13 protein-coding genes are annotated in these 14,811 nt (G+C 69.0%); 8 read left to right on the top strand and 5 right to left on the bottom strand.

Translation table 11 applies throughout. The features are described 5' to 3' along the window. Window positions 1-19 precede the first annotated feature (19 nt). From ASE58_RS11305 to ASE58_RS18145, 3 genes are all read left to right on the top strand, one after another. Window positions 20-1,411: a glutamate ligase domain-containing protein gene (locus ASE58_RS11305; RefSeq protein ID WP_055821304.1), complete on the top strand. Its 1,392-nt coding sequence runs from the start codon at window positions 20-22 to the stop codon at window positions 1,409-1,411. A gap of 113 nt (window positions 1,412-1,524) precedes the next feature. Then, window positions 1,525-2,874 (top strand): MFS transporter, encoded by a 1,350-nt coding sequence (locus ASE58_RS11300; protein ID WP_055821301.1) that lies wholly within the window; start codon window positions 1,525-1,527, stop codon window positions 2,872-2,874. A 73-nt stretch (window positions 2,875-2,947) separates the two neighbouring features. Beyond that, window positions 2,948-3,283, top strand: coding sequence for a DUF3060 domain-containing protein (locus ASE58_RS18145; RefSeq protein WP_055821298.1), 336 nt, complete (start codon window positions 2,948-2,950; stop codon window positions 3,281-3,283). 59 nt (window positions 3,284-3,342) lie between these two features. On the opposite strand, the gene ASE58_RS11290 is transcribed toward ASE58_RS18145, so the two are convergent. Both ASE58_RS11290 and ASE58_RS11285 read right to left on the bottom strand, forming a co-directional pair. Further along, window positions 3,343-4,278: an ROK family protein gene (locus ASE58_RS11290; protein WP_235513600.1), complete on the bottom strand. Its 936-nt coding sequence runs from the start codon at window positions 4,276-4,278 to the stop codon at window positions 3,343-3,345. A 99-nt stretch (window positions 4,279-4,377) separates the two neighbouring features. Beyond that, a complete protein-coding gene (locus tag ASE58_RS11285; RefSeq protein ID WP_055821295.1) occupies window positions 4,378-4,827 on the bottom strand; it encodes a DUF4440 domain-containing protein in 450 nt (149 codons plus the stop codon). Window positions 4,828-4,902: 75 nt separating this feature from the next. Between ASE58_RS11285 and ASE58_RS17945 the strand changes: the two genes are divergently transcribed. Next, window positions 4,903-5,052, top strand: a complete 150-nt coding sequence (locus ASE58_RS17945) for a hypothetical protein (RefSeq protein ID WP_156347716.1) — start codon at window positions 4,903-4,905, stop codon at window positions 5,050-5,052. A 3-nt stretch (window positions 5,053-5,055) separates the two neighbouring features. Here ASE58_RS17945 and ASE58_RS11280 read toward each other — a convergent pair whose 3' ends face one another. Further along, window positions 5,056-6,249: an ROK family transcriptional regulator gene (locus tag ASE58_RS11280; RefSeq protein ID WP_055821292.1), complete on the bottom strand. Its 1,194-nt coding sequence runs from the start codon at window positions 6,247-6,249 to the stop codon at window positions 5,056-5,058. Between the two features lie 225 nt (window positions 6,250-6,474). On the opposite strand from ASE58_RS11280, the gene ASE58_RS11275 reads away from it, so the two are divergent. The 4 genes from ASE58_RS11275 to ASE58_RS11260 all read left to right on the top strand — a co-directional run bounded on the left by ASE58_RS11275 (window position 6,475) and on the right by ASE58_RS11260 (window position 11,861). Beyond that, a complete protein-coding gene (locus ASE58_RS11275; protein ID WP_055822296.1) occupies window positions 6,475-8,982 on the top strand; it encodes a glycoside hydrolase family 3 protein in 2,508 nt (835 codons plus the stop codon). 183 nt (window positions 8,983-9,165) lie between these two features. Beyond that, the gene (locus ASE58_RS11270; RefSeq protein WP_162233526.1) at window positions 9,166-10,662 is read left to right on the top strand and encodes a carboxylesterase/lipase family protein; all 1,497 of its coding nucleotides are present in this window, start codon (window positions 9,166-9,168) and stop codon (window positions 10,660-10,662) included. Continuing rightward, window positions 10,659-11,393 carry a GDSL-type esterase/lipase family protein gene (locus ASE58_RS11265; protein ID WP_055821286.1) on the top strand — a complete coding sequence of 245 codons (735 nt, stop codon included), beginning with the start codon at window positions 10,659-10,661 and terminating at the stop codon, window positions 11,391-11,393. Before ASE58_RS11270 ends, ASE58_RS11265 begins: the two co-directional genes overlap by 4 nt. A 135-nt stretch (window positions 11,394-11,528) precedes the next feature. Then, window positions 11,529-11,861: a hypothetical protein gene (locus ASE58_RS11260; protein ID WP_055757880.1), complete on the top strand. Its 333-nt coding sequence runs from the start codon at window positions 11,529-11,531 to the stop codon at window positions 11,859-11,861. 84 nt (window positions 11,862-11,945) lie between these two features. Here ASE58_RS11260 and ASE58_RS11255 read toward each other — a convergent pair whose 3' ends face one another. Both ASE58_RS11255 and ASE58_RS11250 read right to left on the bottom strand, forming a co-directional pair. After that, window positions 11,946-12,833: an ROK family protein gene (locus ASE58_RS11255; protein ID WP_055821282.1), complete on the bottom strand. Its 888-nt coding sequence runs from the start codon at window positions 12,831-12,833 to the stop codon at window positions 11,946-11,948. 5 nt (window positions 12,834-12,838) lie between these two features. Then, entirely contained in the window at window positions 12,839-14,704 is a 1,866-nt protein-coding gene (locus tag ASE58_RS11250; RefSeq protein ID WP_055821279.1) for a M61 family metallopeptidase, read from the bottom strand. Window positions 14,705-14,811: the final 107 nt, after the last annotated feature.

The raw sequence follows: 14,811 nt of genomic DNA, 5'->3' as shown, positions 1-14,811 counted from the left end.
AGCTCGATAGCGCCGGGCGATGCTGTACGGCAAATCCTTCTTCCTCGTCGGGATCGGCGGGTCGGGCATGATGCCCCTCGCCATGATCCTTGCCGGACGCGGCGCGACCGTCGCCGGCTCCGACCGTTCGCTGGATCAGGCGAGCCTGCCCGCCAAGTTCGACGCGCTGCGCACGCTCGGCATCGCGCTGTACCCCCAGGATGGCAGCGGCATCGTGTCCGCCGACCAGATCGTCGTCGCCTCCGCCGCGATCGAGCCGACCGTCGCCGATATCGTCGCTGCCGAACGGGTGGGTGCCAAGCGGATGGGCCGCGCCGAGCTGCTGGCCGAGCTGTTCAACGCCGCACCGCTGTCGATCGGGGTGGCCGGGACCAGCGGCAAATCGACCGTGACCGGGATGATCGGCTATATCCTCCACACGCTCGGCCGCGATCCGACCGTGATGAACGGCGCGGTGATGAAGGATTTCGCGGCCCCCAACCGCCCCTTCGCCAGCGCGCTGGTGGGGCAGGGGGATGCGTTCGTCAGCGAGGTCGACGAGAGCGACGGGTCGATCGCCTTTTATCGCCCGAGCGTCGCGGTGCTGAACAATGTCAGCCTCGACCACAAGTCGCTCGACGAACTGCGCGCACTGTTTGGTGGCTTTGCGGAACGGGCGGGGCGGGTGGTCGTCAATATCGGCGATGCCGAGGCGGCGGCGCTTGCCGCGACGATCCCGGCGGACAAGCGCACGACCTTCGCGGTCGAGGGCACTGCCGACCTCACCGCCCGCGCGCTGGTGCTCGATCCCTTTGCCAGCCGGTTCGAACTGGTCGCGGACGGCGCGACCCATGACGTGCGGCTTGCCGTACCCGGCCGCCACAATGTCGCCAACGCCCTTGCCGCGATCGGCGCGGTTGCCGCCATCGGCGTGCCGATCGCCGATGCGGTGCGGGCGATCGCCGGCTTTTCCGGCCTCAAGCGCCGGTTCGAACTGGTGGGGCAGGCGGGTGGCGTCGCCGTGATCGACGATTTCGGCCACAACCCCGACAAGATCGCCGCGAGCATCTCTACCTTGCGCAGCGCGCCGGGCCGGTTGCTGCTGCTGTTCCAGCCGCACGGCTATGGCCCGCTGAAGGTCATGCGCCGCGAACTGGTGGCGATGTTCGCCGATCGGCTGGCGGCGGACGACCTGCTGGTGCTGCCCGATCCGGTCTATCGCGGCGGCACGGTCACGCGTGAGGTGACCAGCGTGGATATCGTCGCCGACCTGACCGCGCTGGGCGCGCCGGCACGCCACATCGCCGACCGCGCGGATGCGGCGGCGTTTTTGGTCGAACAGGCGCGGCCGGGCGATCGCATCGTGGTGATGGGCGCGCGCGACGATACGCTGTCGGAGCTGGCGGCGGGGATGGTGGCGCGGCTGGGGTGACGTCGGGCGAAACCTTACCAATTTCTTGACAACGCTGCCCCGCTCGGCGACCGACCAATATCGCAAGCAAATTGTCGAATTAGTCCGACAAGCGCTGAGAAGGGGAGGCCGCTTTGGCACAGACACGGGCGGGTTCCGCCACCACCGGGCTGGCGTTCGCCGCCGTCACGACATTGTTCTTCGCATGGGGCTTTATCACCTCGCTGATCGACCCGCTGGTCGCGGCGGTGAAGGGCATCTTCACGCTGAGTGATTTCGAGGCGCAGTTTGCCGCGTCGGCGTTCTTCCTCGCCTATGGCCTGATCTCGATGCCCGCCGCGATCCTGCTCGGCCGGTTGAAGGCAGTGCCCTCGATCCTGTTCGCGCTCATCACCATGGTCGTCGGCTGCCTGACGATGCTGGTCGCGGCGAACCTCGCGGTCTTCCCGATCGTGCTGCTCGGCCTGTTCATCCTCGCCTCGGGCATCACCATCCTGCAGGTCGCGGCGAACCCGCTGGCCGCGGCGCTGGGCGATCCGAAGCTCAGCCATTTCCGCCTGACGCTCAGCCAGACGTTCAACTCGTTCGGCACGTTCCTCGGCCCCCTGCTCGGTGCCAGCCTGTTCCTTGAGGGCGTCGAGGTGAAGGACGGCACGGTGCTGACGCAGGCGGTGCGCGCCGGCGCGCTGGCCGGCATCGACCGCGCCTATTTCTGGATCGCCGGGCTGATCGCGGCGCTGGCGGTGTTCTTCTTCCTCAGCCGCAAGGTCGTGTCGGCCGCCGTGCCCGAAGCGCCCGCGAACACGCCGTCGCCCGCCGCCCTGCTGCGCGATGCCTTCTCGTCGCGCTGGGCGATCCTGGGGGCCGCCGCGATCTTCATCTATGTCGGCGCGGAAGTCGCGATCGGCACGCAGATGGCGCTGTTCCTGAACGGCGATACCGTGTGGGGCGCATCGGACGCGGCGTTCGGCGTGCCGCTGCTCGGCCTCGCCATGGGCAGCGACGGGGTTCCCGGCGTTTCGCTGCAGGAAGCGGGCAAGGCGGTCGCCTTCTACTGGCTGGGCGCGATGATCGGCCGGGCGATCGGGTCGGTGCTGCTGTCGAAGGTGAAGGCGCACAAGCTGCTGGCGCTGTTCACCGGCATCGCCGTCGCCATGTGCCTGTACGTCGCGCTGGTCGGCGGGGTCGGTGCGGGCTTCGTGGCGCTCGGCATCGGGCTGTTCAACTCGATCATGTTCCCGGTGATCTTCACCCTGACCCTCGAACGCTCGACCGCCAGCGAGGCGGCGACCTCCGGCCTGCTGTGCACCGCGATCTTTGGTGGCGCGGTCATTCCGCTGATCGTCGGGCTGGTGTCGGGTGCGGTCGGGCATGGCGCGGCGTTTGTCGTGCCGGCGTTGTGCTACGGAGCGCTCTGCGCTTTCGCCATCGCGGCGGGCCGCACGGCCCCACGCAACGCCGCGTCGACCAAGAGCCTGCACTGATCGTCGCAGCGGCCATGGTCTCCCGGCCCCGACATGGTTAGGCTCGCCGCCTGACGTTCACGGGAGAGAGATCATGGTCGTTCGCGTTGTCCTGTTGTTATCCGCCCTCGCACTGCCGGCCACGCTGCCGGCACAGGTCCGCCAGCAGGGGGCGGGGGCGACGCAGGAACTGGACTGCGACGGCGGGGTCGCCACCGTCGAGGGTGCCGGCAACACCATGCGCATCACCGGGCGGTGCAGCGCGCTGGTGATCCAGGGGGCCGGCAACCGCGTCGTCATCGACCTCGCGCCACGCGCATCGGTTCGGATCGAAGGCGCCAGCAATACCGTCTTCTACCGCACCCCCGATGGCAGCAAGGCGCGCGTCAACATCGCCGGCGCGGGCAATCGGGTGTCGTTCCAGCGATAGGACGTATCCATCCGTCACCCCGGATCACGGTCGGGGTGACGGACGCTCCGGCGGGACGCCTACGCCACCACCCGTTCGCCCAGCGCAACCTGCGCCAGCGCGATCGACCCCAGCGGCCCCGCCTGATCGCCAAGCGCGGGGGCGACGACATAGTCGCGCTCCGGCAGCGGCAGATAGCCGTTGATGCTGGCGCGCAGCGCCGGTTCGATCCGGGCCAGCAGATGCGGCTGCTTGTTCATCACCCCGCCGCCGATCGCGATCCGCTTCGGACCCGTCGTGCACACCATCGCATGGCACATGGCGGTGATCGCCGCCTCCACCCGATCCCACACCGGATGATCCTCGGCGAGCGTTGAGACATGGACGTCGCCCAGCGCCGCCTTGATCCCCGTCCCCGATGCCAGCCCCTCGACGCAATCGTCATGGAACGGGCAGCCGCTGGGCAGCGTGTCGCTGCGCAGCCGGGGGACGCGCAGATGGCCAATCTCGGCATGGCCGATCCCGCGCGTCGGCTTGCCGTTGACCAGCAGCCCGACGCCAACGCCGGTGCCGATCGTGACATAGGCGAAATCGTCCAGCCCCTGCGCGCAGCCCCACAGCATTTCGGCAAAGGCGGCGCCGTTGACGTCGGTATCGAACGCGCACGGTACGTCGAACCCCTGCGACAGCGGACCCGCGACATCGGTCATCGGCCAGTCGGGCTTGGTCGTCGCCAGGATATGGCCCCAGGTCGGCGACGCGGGGTCGAGGTCGACCGGGCCGAAGCTGGCGATACCCAGCGCCGCGAACCCGCCGGTGTCCCACCAGCGTTGCAGGATCGCGGCGATGGCGGGCAGGGTGACGGACGGATGCTCGGTCGGGACGGTTTCCTGCGCGATGATCCGGCCCGGCCCGTGCGCCAGCGTGCAGACGCATTTCGTGCCGCCCAGTTCGATCCCGGCCATCGGCAAAATGCCATGCGTCCCCTGCACCGCCGGATCGAAAGCCATGTTCATCCCCCAAAACCTTTTTACTTGTGAAAGGCGCGCAGCGTCGCAGGATTTGACGAAAAAGGCAAATTGAAATCGGAATTATACCGCCGATCGGAGGAAGGCTCAGCGTGCCGGCGGGATCGGGGTATATTGCGCCGACACCAGCCGCCATCCACCGCCCATCCGGCGCGCGACATAGCCGACGCGGATCGCCCGAACGGTGCCATTGGGCAGGGTCAGCTGCTTGCGTTCGGTCATCGATGCAAAGGCACCGGTCACGCGCACGACGCGCTCGTCCTGGCGCATCGGTGGCACCGGGTTGCGATGGTCGGGGGTGTAGAAGCCCAGCACCGCCGCACGGGAATCGACCGTGCCTACGGGCGAAATCTCGACATAATCGTCCGCCAGCGTGGCGGCGAGGGCGGCGGGATCGAAGGCGGCCCGCGCCGCATCGAACCGGTCGACCAACGCCTCGACCGCCGCTGCCGGTTGCGGCGCGGCGACCGCCGGTGCGCCGACGACCATCGTCGCCGCCGCGAGGATGCCGCCCAGGGCGCCGTTTCGTCCGATCATTGTCCCTCCCTTGTCGCTAATCGCGATTTAACCATCCGTCACGATAATGGCCGATCCAGCCCTGAAGGCGACGCCATGCACCACGATGCCCAGTCCCCCGATCCGATCGCGCCACCCCGCTCCTCTGCGACCGGCTGCGGCGCGCGGTTCGAACTGGCGCTGGTCGCCGCGTTCAAGGGCGGGGCGATGCCGCTGGCACCATACCCGCCGCTGCCGCGCGGCTGACCTTCAGCCGGCGTCCTCCGCCTTCCACAGTGCGGTGGCGCTGGGCAGCAGGAAATGGCTGAACGGCAGGATCGCCGCACCGACCGCCGGGGCATCCTCCGCCAGCATCGCGCGCCGTACCGGGGCCAGCGCGGGTACATTGGTCACTGCCTGCATTCGCGTGTTCAGCCGCTCGGCCAGCGTGTCGACATGCGCGCCCGGCAGCCGCCCGCCGACGAACACCGCCGCCGGATTGATGAGGCAGTTGATCGCGACCAGTGGTTCGACCAGCCGTTCGACCGATGCGTCGATCCACGCATCGACCACCGCCAGCAGCGCGGGATCGTCGCCGCGCGCGCCCAGCATGTCGGCCAGCGTAAAGCCCGCATCGCGCAACGGGTGCGATAGCCCCGACAGCGACACGGTATGCTGGATCTGCGTCTGCCCGCCCCGGCCGTCGCTGCCCAGCAGGAAGCCCAGCTCGCCCGAACGCCCCTGCGCTCCACGATAATAGCTGCCGTCGAGCACCAGCCCGCCGCCCAGCGCGGACGAGATCAGGACATAGAAGAAACTGGCCTGATGCTGGCCATGGCCCAGCTGCAGCTCGCCCATCGCGGCGGCGGCGGCGTCGTTTTCGACGAATACCGGCAGGTCGATCGGCTGGGCGAACAGCGCGGCCATGTCGACCGCTTCCCACGCGGTATAGCTCTCCGGCCGGCCGGGCAGGTCGACCGTGCCCAGATCGTCGGGCCGCGCCACGCCGATGCCGACGATGCGCTGCCGTTCGATCCCCGCCTCGGCGATCAGCCCGTCGACCGCCGATCGATAGAAGGCCGCCACGTCGTCGGGCATCGCGAAATCGACCTCGCGGGTGGCGCGCGCCAGCGTCTGTCCAGCGAAATCGACCAGCACGATCGTCACATGGTCGCGGTCGATATTGATGCCGATCGCGAAGCAGGCGGCGGGGTTCACCACCAGCTTCGTCGGCGGCTGCCCGCGCCCGCCGCGCCGCTGCCCGGCCTCCAGCACCAGTCCTTCGCCCAGCAGCCGCCGGGTGATGTTGGCGATCGCCGGCGGGGTCAGCCCGGTGATGTTGGCCAGTTCGATCCGCGTCAGCGATCCCGACACGCGGATCGCATGCAGCGTCACCCGCTGGTTATGGTCGGCCGCCCGTTCGAGGTTGGTGCCCGACAGGCGGATGGGCGCGCGCTCGGTCATCGCCGGCAAGCGGCCGCAAGGATGGGGGGCAAAACGCAAATCTCCCTGTACGACGGTCCTGCCGCCGGTTTGTCGGACAACAGCGTGGACCAGCCGTCCGGGCGGTTCAATCCGAAAATCACTATCGAAAAGGGCGGTTTGAGCGTTGACAACGCTGTCGGAATTGCCGAACGGAGCGTGAAGAGGAACGCGCGTCGCGAGGGCCGCGTCGGGGAGAGCGATGCGATGAAACCGGTTACGACGTTCTTGTTGGGCACCGCCCTGGTCCTGGGCGCGCTGCCCGCCGCCGCACAGACCGTGCCCGCGCCGGCCCCCGCCGCGACCGTCCATCCCGAACTCTGGCCGCAGGCGAACTGGCCGTACAAGACCGATCCCAAGATCGAGGCGCGCATCGCCGACCTGCTCAAGCGGATGACGCTGGAGGAAAAGGTGGGGCAGGTCGTGCAGGGCGATATCGCCAGCCTGACGCCCGAGGACGTGAAGCGCTATCACCTCGGCTCGGTGCTGAACGGTGGCAACTCGGCCCCGAACAACGACGAATTCGCGCCCGCGGCCGAATGGTTGAAGCTCGCCGACAAATTCTATGCGGCGTCGGTCGACACGTCGGGCGGCGGCGTCGGCATCCCCGTCATCTGGGGCACCGATGCGGTGCACGGCCACAGCAACATCGTCGGCGCGACGCTGTTCCCGCACAATGTCGGGTTGGGCGCGATGCACGACCCGGCCCTGATGCGAAAGATCGCGCAGGCGACCGCGGCCGAAATCCGCGCGACCGGCATCGAATGGACCTTTGCGCCGACGATCACCGTCCCGCAGGACCTGCGCTGGGGCCGCGCCTATGAAGGTTATTCGTCCGACCCCAAGCTGGTTGCCAGCTACGTCACCCAGTTCATCGAAGGGCTGCAGGGCACGCCCGGCTCGACCAACCAGCTGAAGGGTCCCTACGTCCTCGCCTCGACCAAGCATTTCCTCGCGGACGGCGGCACCTTCGGCGGGCAGGATCAGGGCGACGCGAAGATTTCCGAAACCCAGCTGCGCGACATTCACGGCACGCCCTATGTCTCGGCGATCAACGCCGGCGTGCAGACGGTCATGGCCAGCTTTTCGAGCTGGAACGGCGAAAAGATCACCGGGCACAAGGGCCTGATGACCGACGTGCTGAAGAAGCGCATGAGTTTTGGCGGATTCATCGTCAGCGACTGGAACGCGCATGGCCAGGTCGCGGGCTGCACCAACGCATCGTGCCCGCGCGCGATCAATGCCGGCCTCGACATGTACATGGCGCCCGACAGCTGGAAGCCGATCTGGGAAAATCTGGTCAAGCAGGTGAAGTCGGGCGAAGTGCCGATGAGCCGCCTCGACGACGCGGTGTCGAACGTCCTGCGCGTCAAGCTGCGCGCCGGGCTGTTCGAAGCGGGCAAGCCGTCGTCGCGGCCGCTGTCGGGCCAGTTCGACCTGCTCGGCAGCCCGCAGCACCGCGCCATCGCGCGCGAAGCGGTGGCGAAGTCGCTGGTGCTGCTCAAGAACAACGGCTCGCTGCTGCCGATCAAGGCCGGCGCGCGCGTGCTGGTCGCCGGTGACGGTGCGAACGACGTCGCGCGCCAGTCGGGCGGCTGGACGCTGACGTGGCAGGGGACGGGGATCGACCCGAAATATTTCCCCGGCGCGACCTCGATCTATCAGGGGCTGGAAGCAGCGGCGAAGGCGGCGGGCGGTTCGGCCACGCTGTCGGCGGATGGCAGCTTCACCGGCGCGAAGCCCGACGCGGCGATCGTCGTGTTCGGCGAAACGCCCTATGCCGAGTTCCAGGGCGACATCAAGACGCTGCAGCTGCGCCCCGAACTGCGTGCCCCCATTGAAACCATGAAGAAGCTGAAGGCGCAGGGCATTCCCGTCGTCGCCGTCATGCTGACCGGTCGGCCGCTGTTCGTGAACGCCGCGATCAACGCCGCCGACGCGTTCGTCGTCGCCTGGCTGCCCGGATCGGAAGGGGCGGGCGTCGCCGACGCACTGCTGAAGGATCGCAGCGGCAAGGCAAAGCGCGACTTTTCGGGCACGCTGTCGTTCGCCTGGCCCGCCACGGCGGACGCCACCGGCCCGACCCAGTTCCCGCTGGGCTATGGCCTGACCGGCGCCAGCAAGACGACCGTGCCCACCCTGTCGGAAGACCCGAAGGTCGCCGAAGTCGATGCCGGCGATGTGTTCATGGACAAGGGCCTGCCCGCGACCGCGTGGTCGCTGGAGGTCGGTGGCGCCGGCACCGGCGGCAACACCCGCATTACCACCGTCCCCGCGCAGTCGGGTGCCGGCCGGGTCAAGGTCACCGCGACCGACCATGGTGTTCAGGAAGGGGCGCGCCGCTTCGTCGTCGATGGCACCGGCCCGGCGCAGATCCTGCTCAGCACCCAGTCACCGGTCGACCTGACCCGCCAGACCAATGGCGACGTCATGCTGACCGCGACGATGCGCGTCGATGCCGCGCCCACCAAGCCGGTCGCGCTGGCGCTGCGCAGTGGTCCGGGCGGCGGCCAGGTCGCGCTCGGCCGGATGGAGCAGCTGGGCGTCGGCCAGTGGAAGACGCTGGGCGTGCCGCTCAAATGCTTCGGCGGCAATGTGAACATGGCAAAGGTCGACACGCCCTTCGTCCTGACCACCGATGGCGCGCTGACCGTCAGCGTCGCACGCGTGGCGCTCGGCACGACGGCAGACGTAAAGCTGACCTGCCCGAAGTAAAAAGCTCCTCCCCGCTGCGCGGGGAGGGGGACCATCCGCAGGATGGTGGAGGGGGGCGTCCCGCATACGGAACGGTTGCGTGGTGAGGCGTCCCCCCTCCACCATCGCCTTCGGCGACGGTCCCCCTCCCCGTGCCGGGGAGGATTTGCTACTCGCCGGACGACAACACACAGGGGCACGGCGATGAAGGCAATCTGGGCAGCGTTACTCCTCGCCACGGCCACCCCCGCCACCGCGCAGGAAGCCACCCCCGCCACCTCCACACCCCCACGCGTCTCCGTGTCCGGCGGCATCGTCGAGGGCAGGGCAGAGGCCGACCGCACCGTCTTTCGCGGCATCCCCTTCGCCGCGCCGCCGCTCGCCGCGAACCGCTGGCGCGAACCGCAGCCGGTGGTCGAATGGACCGGCATCCGCGCGGCGACCGCTCGGGCGCCCGCCTGCCTCCAGAACAATTACGGCTGGAACCGCGCCGACCATGTGTTCGCCAGCGAAGACTGCCTGACGCTCGACGTCGGCACGCCGGCGCTGACCGGCAAACGCCCGGTGATCGTGTGGATTCACGGCGGCAGCAACCGCGCCGGGTCGGCGGGCGACATGGCGCTGTCGTCGATCGGCAAGCGCGGCGTGGTCGTCGTCGCGCTCCAATATCGCCTGGGACTCTTCGGCTTCCTGCCGCACCGTGCGCTGGCAGCGGAGGCCGATGGCAAGAGCGGCAATTACGGCCTGATGGACCAGATCGCGGCGCTGCGCTGGGTCCGCGACAATATCGCGAAGTTCGGTGGCGACCCCGATAACGTCACGATCGCCGGCGAAAGCGCGGGGTCGCAGGACGTGTCGCTGCTCCTCGCCTCGCCGCTCGCCCGCGGGCTGTTTGCGAAGGCTGCGATGGAATCGGGCACCCCCGGCTTCGGCCTGCCCTGGCGGCCGCTCAAGGAAGCGTTCCGCATCGGCGACCAGCTCGACGTACTGCTCGGCACCCGTGGCAGCGCAGCCCTTCGCACCGCATCGCCCGCCGCGCTGCTGGCGGCCGACCTGAAGCTGCACGATGCGAAGCTGACCGCCGACGATTATCTGTACCTGCGCACCACCATCGACGGCGCGGTGCTGCCCGATACGCCCGACCGGCTGTTCGTCACCGCGCCCAAGCGGCCGGTCCTCCTCGGCAGCAACATGCTCGAACTCGACCTGCCCGGCGATCGCCCGGCACGCGACGGGTTCGTCGACCTGTCGTTCGGCCCCAATGCGGAGGGCGCGCGGACCTTCTACCGGCTGGACGATGCCGACCCGCTGCCGCATCCGCGCCTGGGCACCCGCGACCAGCAGATCGCGACCGACGCGACCTTCCGCTGCCCGGCCGGCAACCTCGCCACCCTGCTCGCCACCCGCAACTGGCCGGTGTGGCGCTATGAATTCGACCTGGCGCGCGATGGCGGGGCGGGGCCGACGACCCATGCGGCCGAAATCGACTATATCTTCAACGACCGCCGCGCCGGGCCGGTGTGGCTGCAGGATTACTGGGTCGCCTTTGCCACCACCGGCGATCCCAATGGCGATGGCCGCCCGGCCTGGACCCGCAGCGCGCGGGGCAAACCCGCCAACATCCTGTTCGACGCGCGCGGTGCGACCCCGCGCGACGGCGATATCCGCCCCGAAATCTGCCGCCTGCAAGGATCGTTATGACCCCTGATCGTCGCCATTTCCTCGGCCTTGCCGCCGCTTCCGCCCTGCTACCCGCCGCCGCCTGTGCCGCGCAGGAGGAAAGCTGGGAGGTGAAGCACCAGCGCCAGCTCGCGACCGACTGGCCGTGGCTGGGGCGCTATGCCGCCGATAATGCCGCGCTCGCCGCGTCGGGGGCGAAGACCGACATCGTGTTCATGGGCGATTCGATCACCGAAGGGTGGCGCGGCAGCCGCCCCGACTTCTTCCGCCCCGGCCGCGTCGGACGCGGGATCAGCGGCCAGACGACGCCGCAAATGGTGCTGCGCATGATGGCCGACGTCGTCGCCCACCGTCCGAAGTTCGTCCACATCATAGCCGGCACCAACGACATCGCCGGCAATACCGGGCCGATGACCCCGGCGCAGACCCACGACAACCTCGCGATGATGGTGATGATCGCGCGGGCAGCCGGCATCGGCGTGCTGCTGGCGAGCGTACCGCCGGCGGACGGTTTCCCGTGGAAACCTGGCCTGCCGACCGTCGCCCCGATCCGCGCGATCAATGCGTGGATCAGGGACTATGCGGCGAAGAACCGCGTCACCTTCGTCGACTACACCCCGGCACTGGCGACGCCCGCCGGTGCGATGCGGCCGGGCTTTGCGAATGACGGCGTGCATCCGACGCCCGCCGGCTATGCCGCGATGGAGAAGGTGCTGACCCCGATCCTGCGCGCGAAGGGGTTGCCGGCCTGAACCCACCCAAAGCTGAACGAACCCGGCCAAGTCGCGACAATCCGACACAATTTTCCGCCCTTTGCGACAAACCCCTGCGACACGCGTTCGCCATTTTCACCTTCGACCCCGATGGTTCGACAAAGGAGAAAAGGGATGAAGAAGTTCGCACTGATGCTCGCCGGTCTTGGCGTTGCGCTGACCGCCCTGCCTGCCGCCGCCCAGCCGTGGCAGTCGGTCAACCAGCGCCAGGCGCAGATCGAGCGCCGCATCGATCAGGGCATCCGCAACGGCTCGCTCAGCCGGCGTGAAGCGGTGAACCTGCGCGCCGAATTCCGCCAGATCGCCAATCTCGAACAGCGCTATCGCCGCTCGAACGGCCTGTCGATGCAGGAACGCCGCGACCTCGACCGCCGCTTCGACGCGCTGGCGTACAAGGTCCGCGTCGACAAGCACGACCGCAACGGCCGCCCGGGTCATCGCCGCTAACGGCTTCGCCGCTCCCTCCCACTCCCGCCGGGAGAGGGAAGGGGCCCGCCCGGCGCAGCCGGGTGGGAAGGGTGAGGGTGAAGACTAACCTCCCGCGACGAATGCCCCGATCAATCCGGCTTCGTCGCCCAATTGCCCCGGCACGACGACCGCCGTCGTGACCGGGGTGAGCAGGTTCGCCCGCACCCGCGCGTCCAGCGCCGCGATCAACCCGGTTGCATTGGCCAGCCCGCCGCCGACCGGCACGATCGTCGCCGATATGGCGTGCAGCAGCATCGCGATCGGCCCGCCGAGCAGGTCGCAGAACCACGCGACCGTCGCCGCCGCCTGCACATCGCCCGCCTCCGCCCCGCGCGTGATCGTGATGCTATCCGCCTCCACGCCGTGCAGGAACCGGTGCAGCCGCTCCAGCCCGCGCGCGCTGCCGATCGTGTCGAGGCACCCCCGCCGCCCACAACCGCACGCAAAGACCGGCATCGCCTCGGGCGCCACGGGGCTGGCATGGATCACCTGTCCGTGTCCCCATTCGCCGCCGATCCCGCCAGCACCACTGACGATCCGCCCGCGTTCGACCAGCCCGCCACCGACCCCGGTGCCCAGGATGATGCCGAACACCCGCTCATGCCCCTTGGCCGCGCCCAGCGTCGCCTCGGCCAGCACGAACGCATCGGCATCGTTCACCACGGTCACCGGCAGCGCCAGCGCAGCGCGCAGGTCGTCCGCCAGCCGCCGACCATCGATGCACGGGATGTTCGCACTGGTCACGACCCCGCCGACCGGATCGACCAGCCCGGCGGTCGCGATCGACACGGCCGCGCAGGGAACCGCCTCCGCAGCCTCCGCAAAGGTCGCGACGAACCCCGCCCAATCATCGACAGGGGTGCGGGTCTTGCGCCGCCACACGATCCGGGCTGCGTCGTCGAACGCGGCGATGTCGACGAACGAGCCGCCGACATCGGCGCACAGCCGCATCGCGCCTATTCCGCGCCCAGCCACTTCAGCCGGAACGCGCGCTGCTGTGCGGTCGGCGCGCGCCCGACCGTCTCGCCGCGCACGATCTGCAGCGTCGGATCGGCCACCGGGGTCAGCGTCGCCACGCGCTCAATCCCGCGCTGGCGATACCGCAGCTCGACCGGCGTACCGGGCTTCAGCGCCGCGACGCCCGCCGTCCACGCCGCCACGCTGCCGACCGGCTGCCCGCCCAGCGACAGCAGCACGTCGCCGCGATCCACCCCGGCGGCGAACAGCGGCGTGTTCTGCGCCGGCGACAGCGCCAGCGTCACCCCGTCCGCTTCCTGCGTCGCATTGGCCCGCCCGATCCAGCCGGTACCCGGTGCCGCCGCGCGCAGCACCAGCCCGGCCTGATCCAGCAGCGGCGTGAAGTCGGGCAGGAAGCTGCCCTCGACCGTCCGGTCGAAGAACTGGTCGGCAAACGCCTTGTCCCCGGTCAGCGTGGTCAGCGCCGCGCGCAGGTCGGCCGGGGTATAGGACCGCTCGGTCGCGCCGTGCGTCTGCCACAACAGCCGCATGTAATCGTCGAGGGTCTTGCCCGGAAACCGCTGGCGCAGCTGCAGGTCGAGCGACAGGCCGATCACCGCGCCATAGGGGTAATAGGAGACGAAGATGTTCGGCTCGACCGGATCGATCGTGGTCGCCGCATCGACGAACGGCGCGCGCAGGCTCATTTCCTGTGGCGAGGCATTGATCCGCGCGGCGATGCGCGCCGGGCTGTTCACCACCCCGTTCACCATGCCGCCCATCTCGTCCAGCCATTCATCGACCGACGACAGCCCGGCACGGCGGATCGCCAGCGGCCCGTAATAGCTGGTGAACCCTTCGGCCAGCCACAGCGAGGGGGTCGGGTTGGCGCGGGTGAAGTCGAACGGCTCCAGCTCGCGCGGGCGCAGCCGCTCGACGTTCCAGCTGTGGAAGAACTCATGCGCCAGCGTGCCGAGCTGGTCGTCCTTCGCCTCGGCCAGCGACCGTTTGTCGGTGATGATCGTCGAGTTGCGATGCTCCATCCCGTCGCCGTTCACCGATGCCCGATAGTCGGCGATGAAGGTATAGGTGCCGAAATCATAGGGTGCGGGCGCGCCGAAGATCTTGATCTCCTCCGCTACCACCTTCTTCGCCTTCGCGGTGAAGCGGTCCATGTCGGCGGCGGTCCCGCCATGGTGCAGCGTCAGGCGGTACGTCTTGCCAGCCTCCTGCCATTCGCGGACCATATGGTCCGACAGCTCGGTCGGGCTGTCCATGAAATATTGCAGGTTCGGCGCCCAATAGCTGCCGGGCGCGGTGCCGGCGGGCAGCTGCGTCGCGACCTTCCAGGTCGGATCGGGGCTGGTGAAGCGCACGCTGATCGGCTGCGCGTCATAGCCGTTCGCCCACATAAACGTCGCGGGCATGTTCAGATGGGCGTGGGTCGCATCGATCTGTGCATAGGTGCCATCACCGCGGTCGCCATACAGCGTGTAGGAGACGATAACCGTGCCGTCATGGCCCGCCACGCTCCAGCCATAGGGATCGGTGCGCGTCAGCTTGAGCGGCCGCCCGGCGCCGTCGGTCGCGCTGACGTCATAGACGTTCTTGGCGAATTCATGGATCGCATAGCGGCCGGGCGACGAGCGCGACATCTGCACGCGCAAGGGGCCGGCGGGGACCGATCGCCACGTCGCGACGATCCGCGCGCGGTGATGCTGCGCCTGCGGGAACGACACGGCATAGCTGACCGGCGCATTCGCCCCCGGATCGCGCGCGGCGGTCTGTGCAACCGGCGCGGTCTGCGCGGCGGCGGGCAGGGCGAGGCAGGAGGCCAGCAACACGGCGACCAGCGAACGAACCATGGCAATTCCCCTTCGAGTTGGGCTGCTTGTAGCGGGCAGGCGGGGCGGATTGGAAGGGTGGAGCGCGCCACTTCCCGACGACCCCTCGTATCCCGTCTGCGCGGGGA

This window comes from Sphingomonas sp. Leaf9, assembly GCF_001421355.1.
GTDB lineage: Bacteria > Pseudomonadota > Alphaproteobacteria > Sphingomonadales > Sphingomonadaceae > Sphingomonas.
This window is presented reverse-complemented; position numbering and strand designations above follow the sequence as displayed.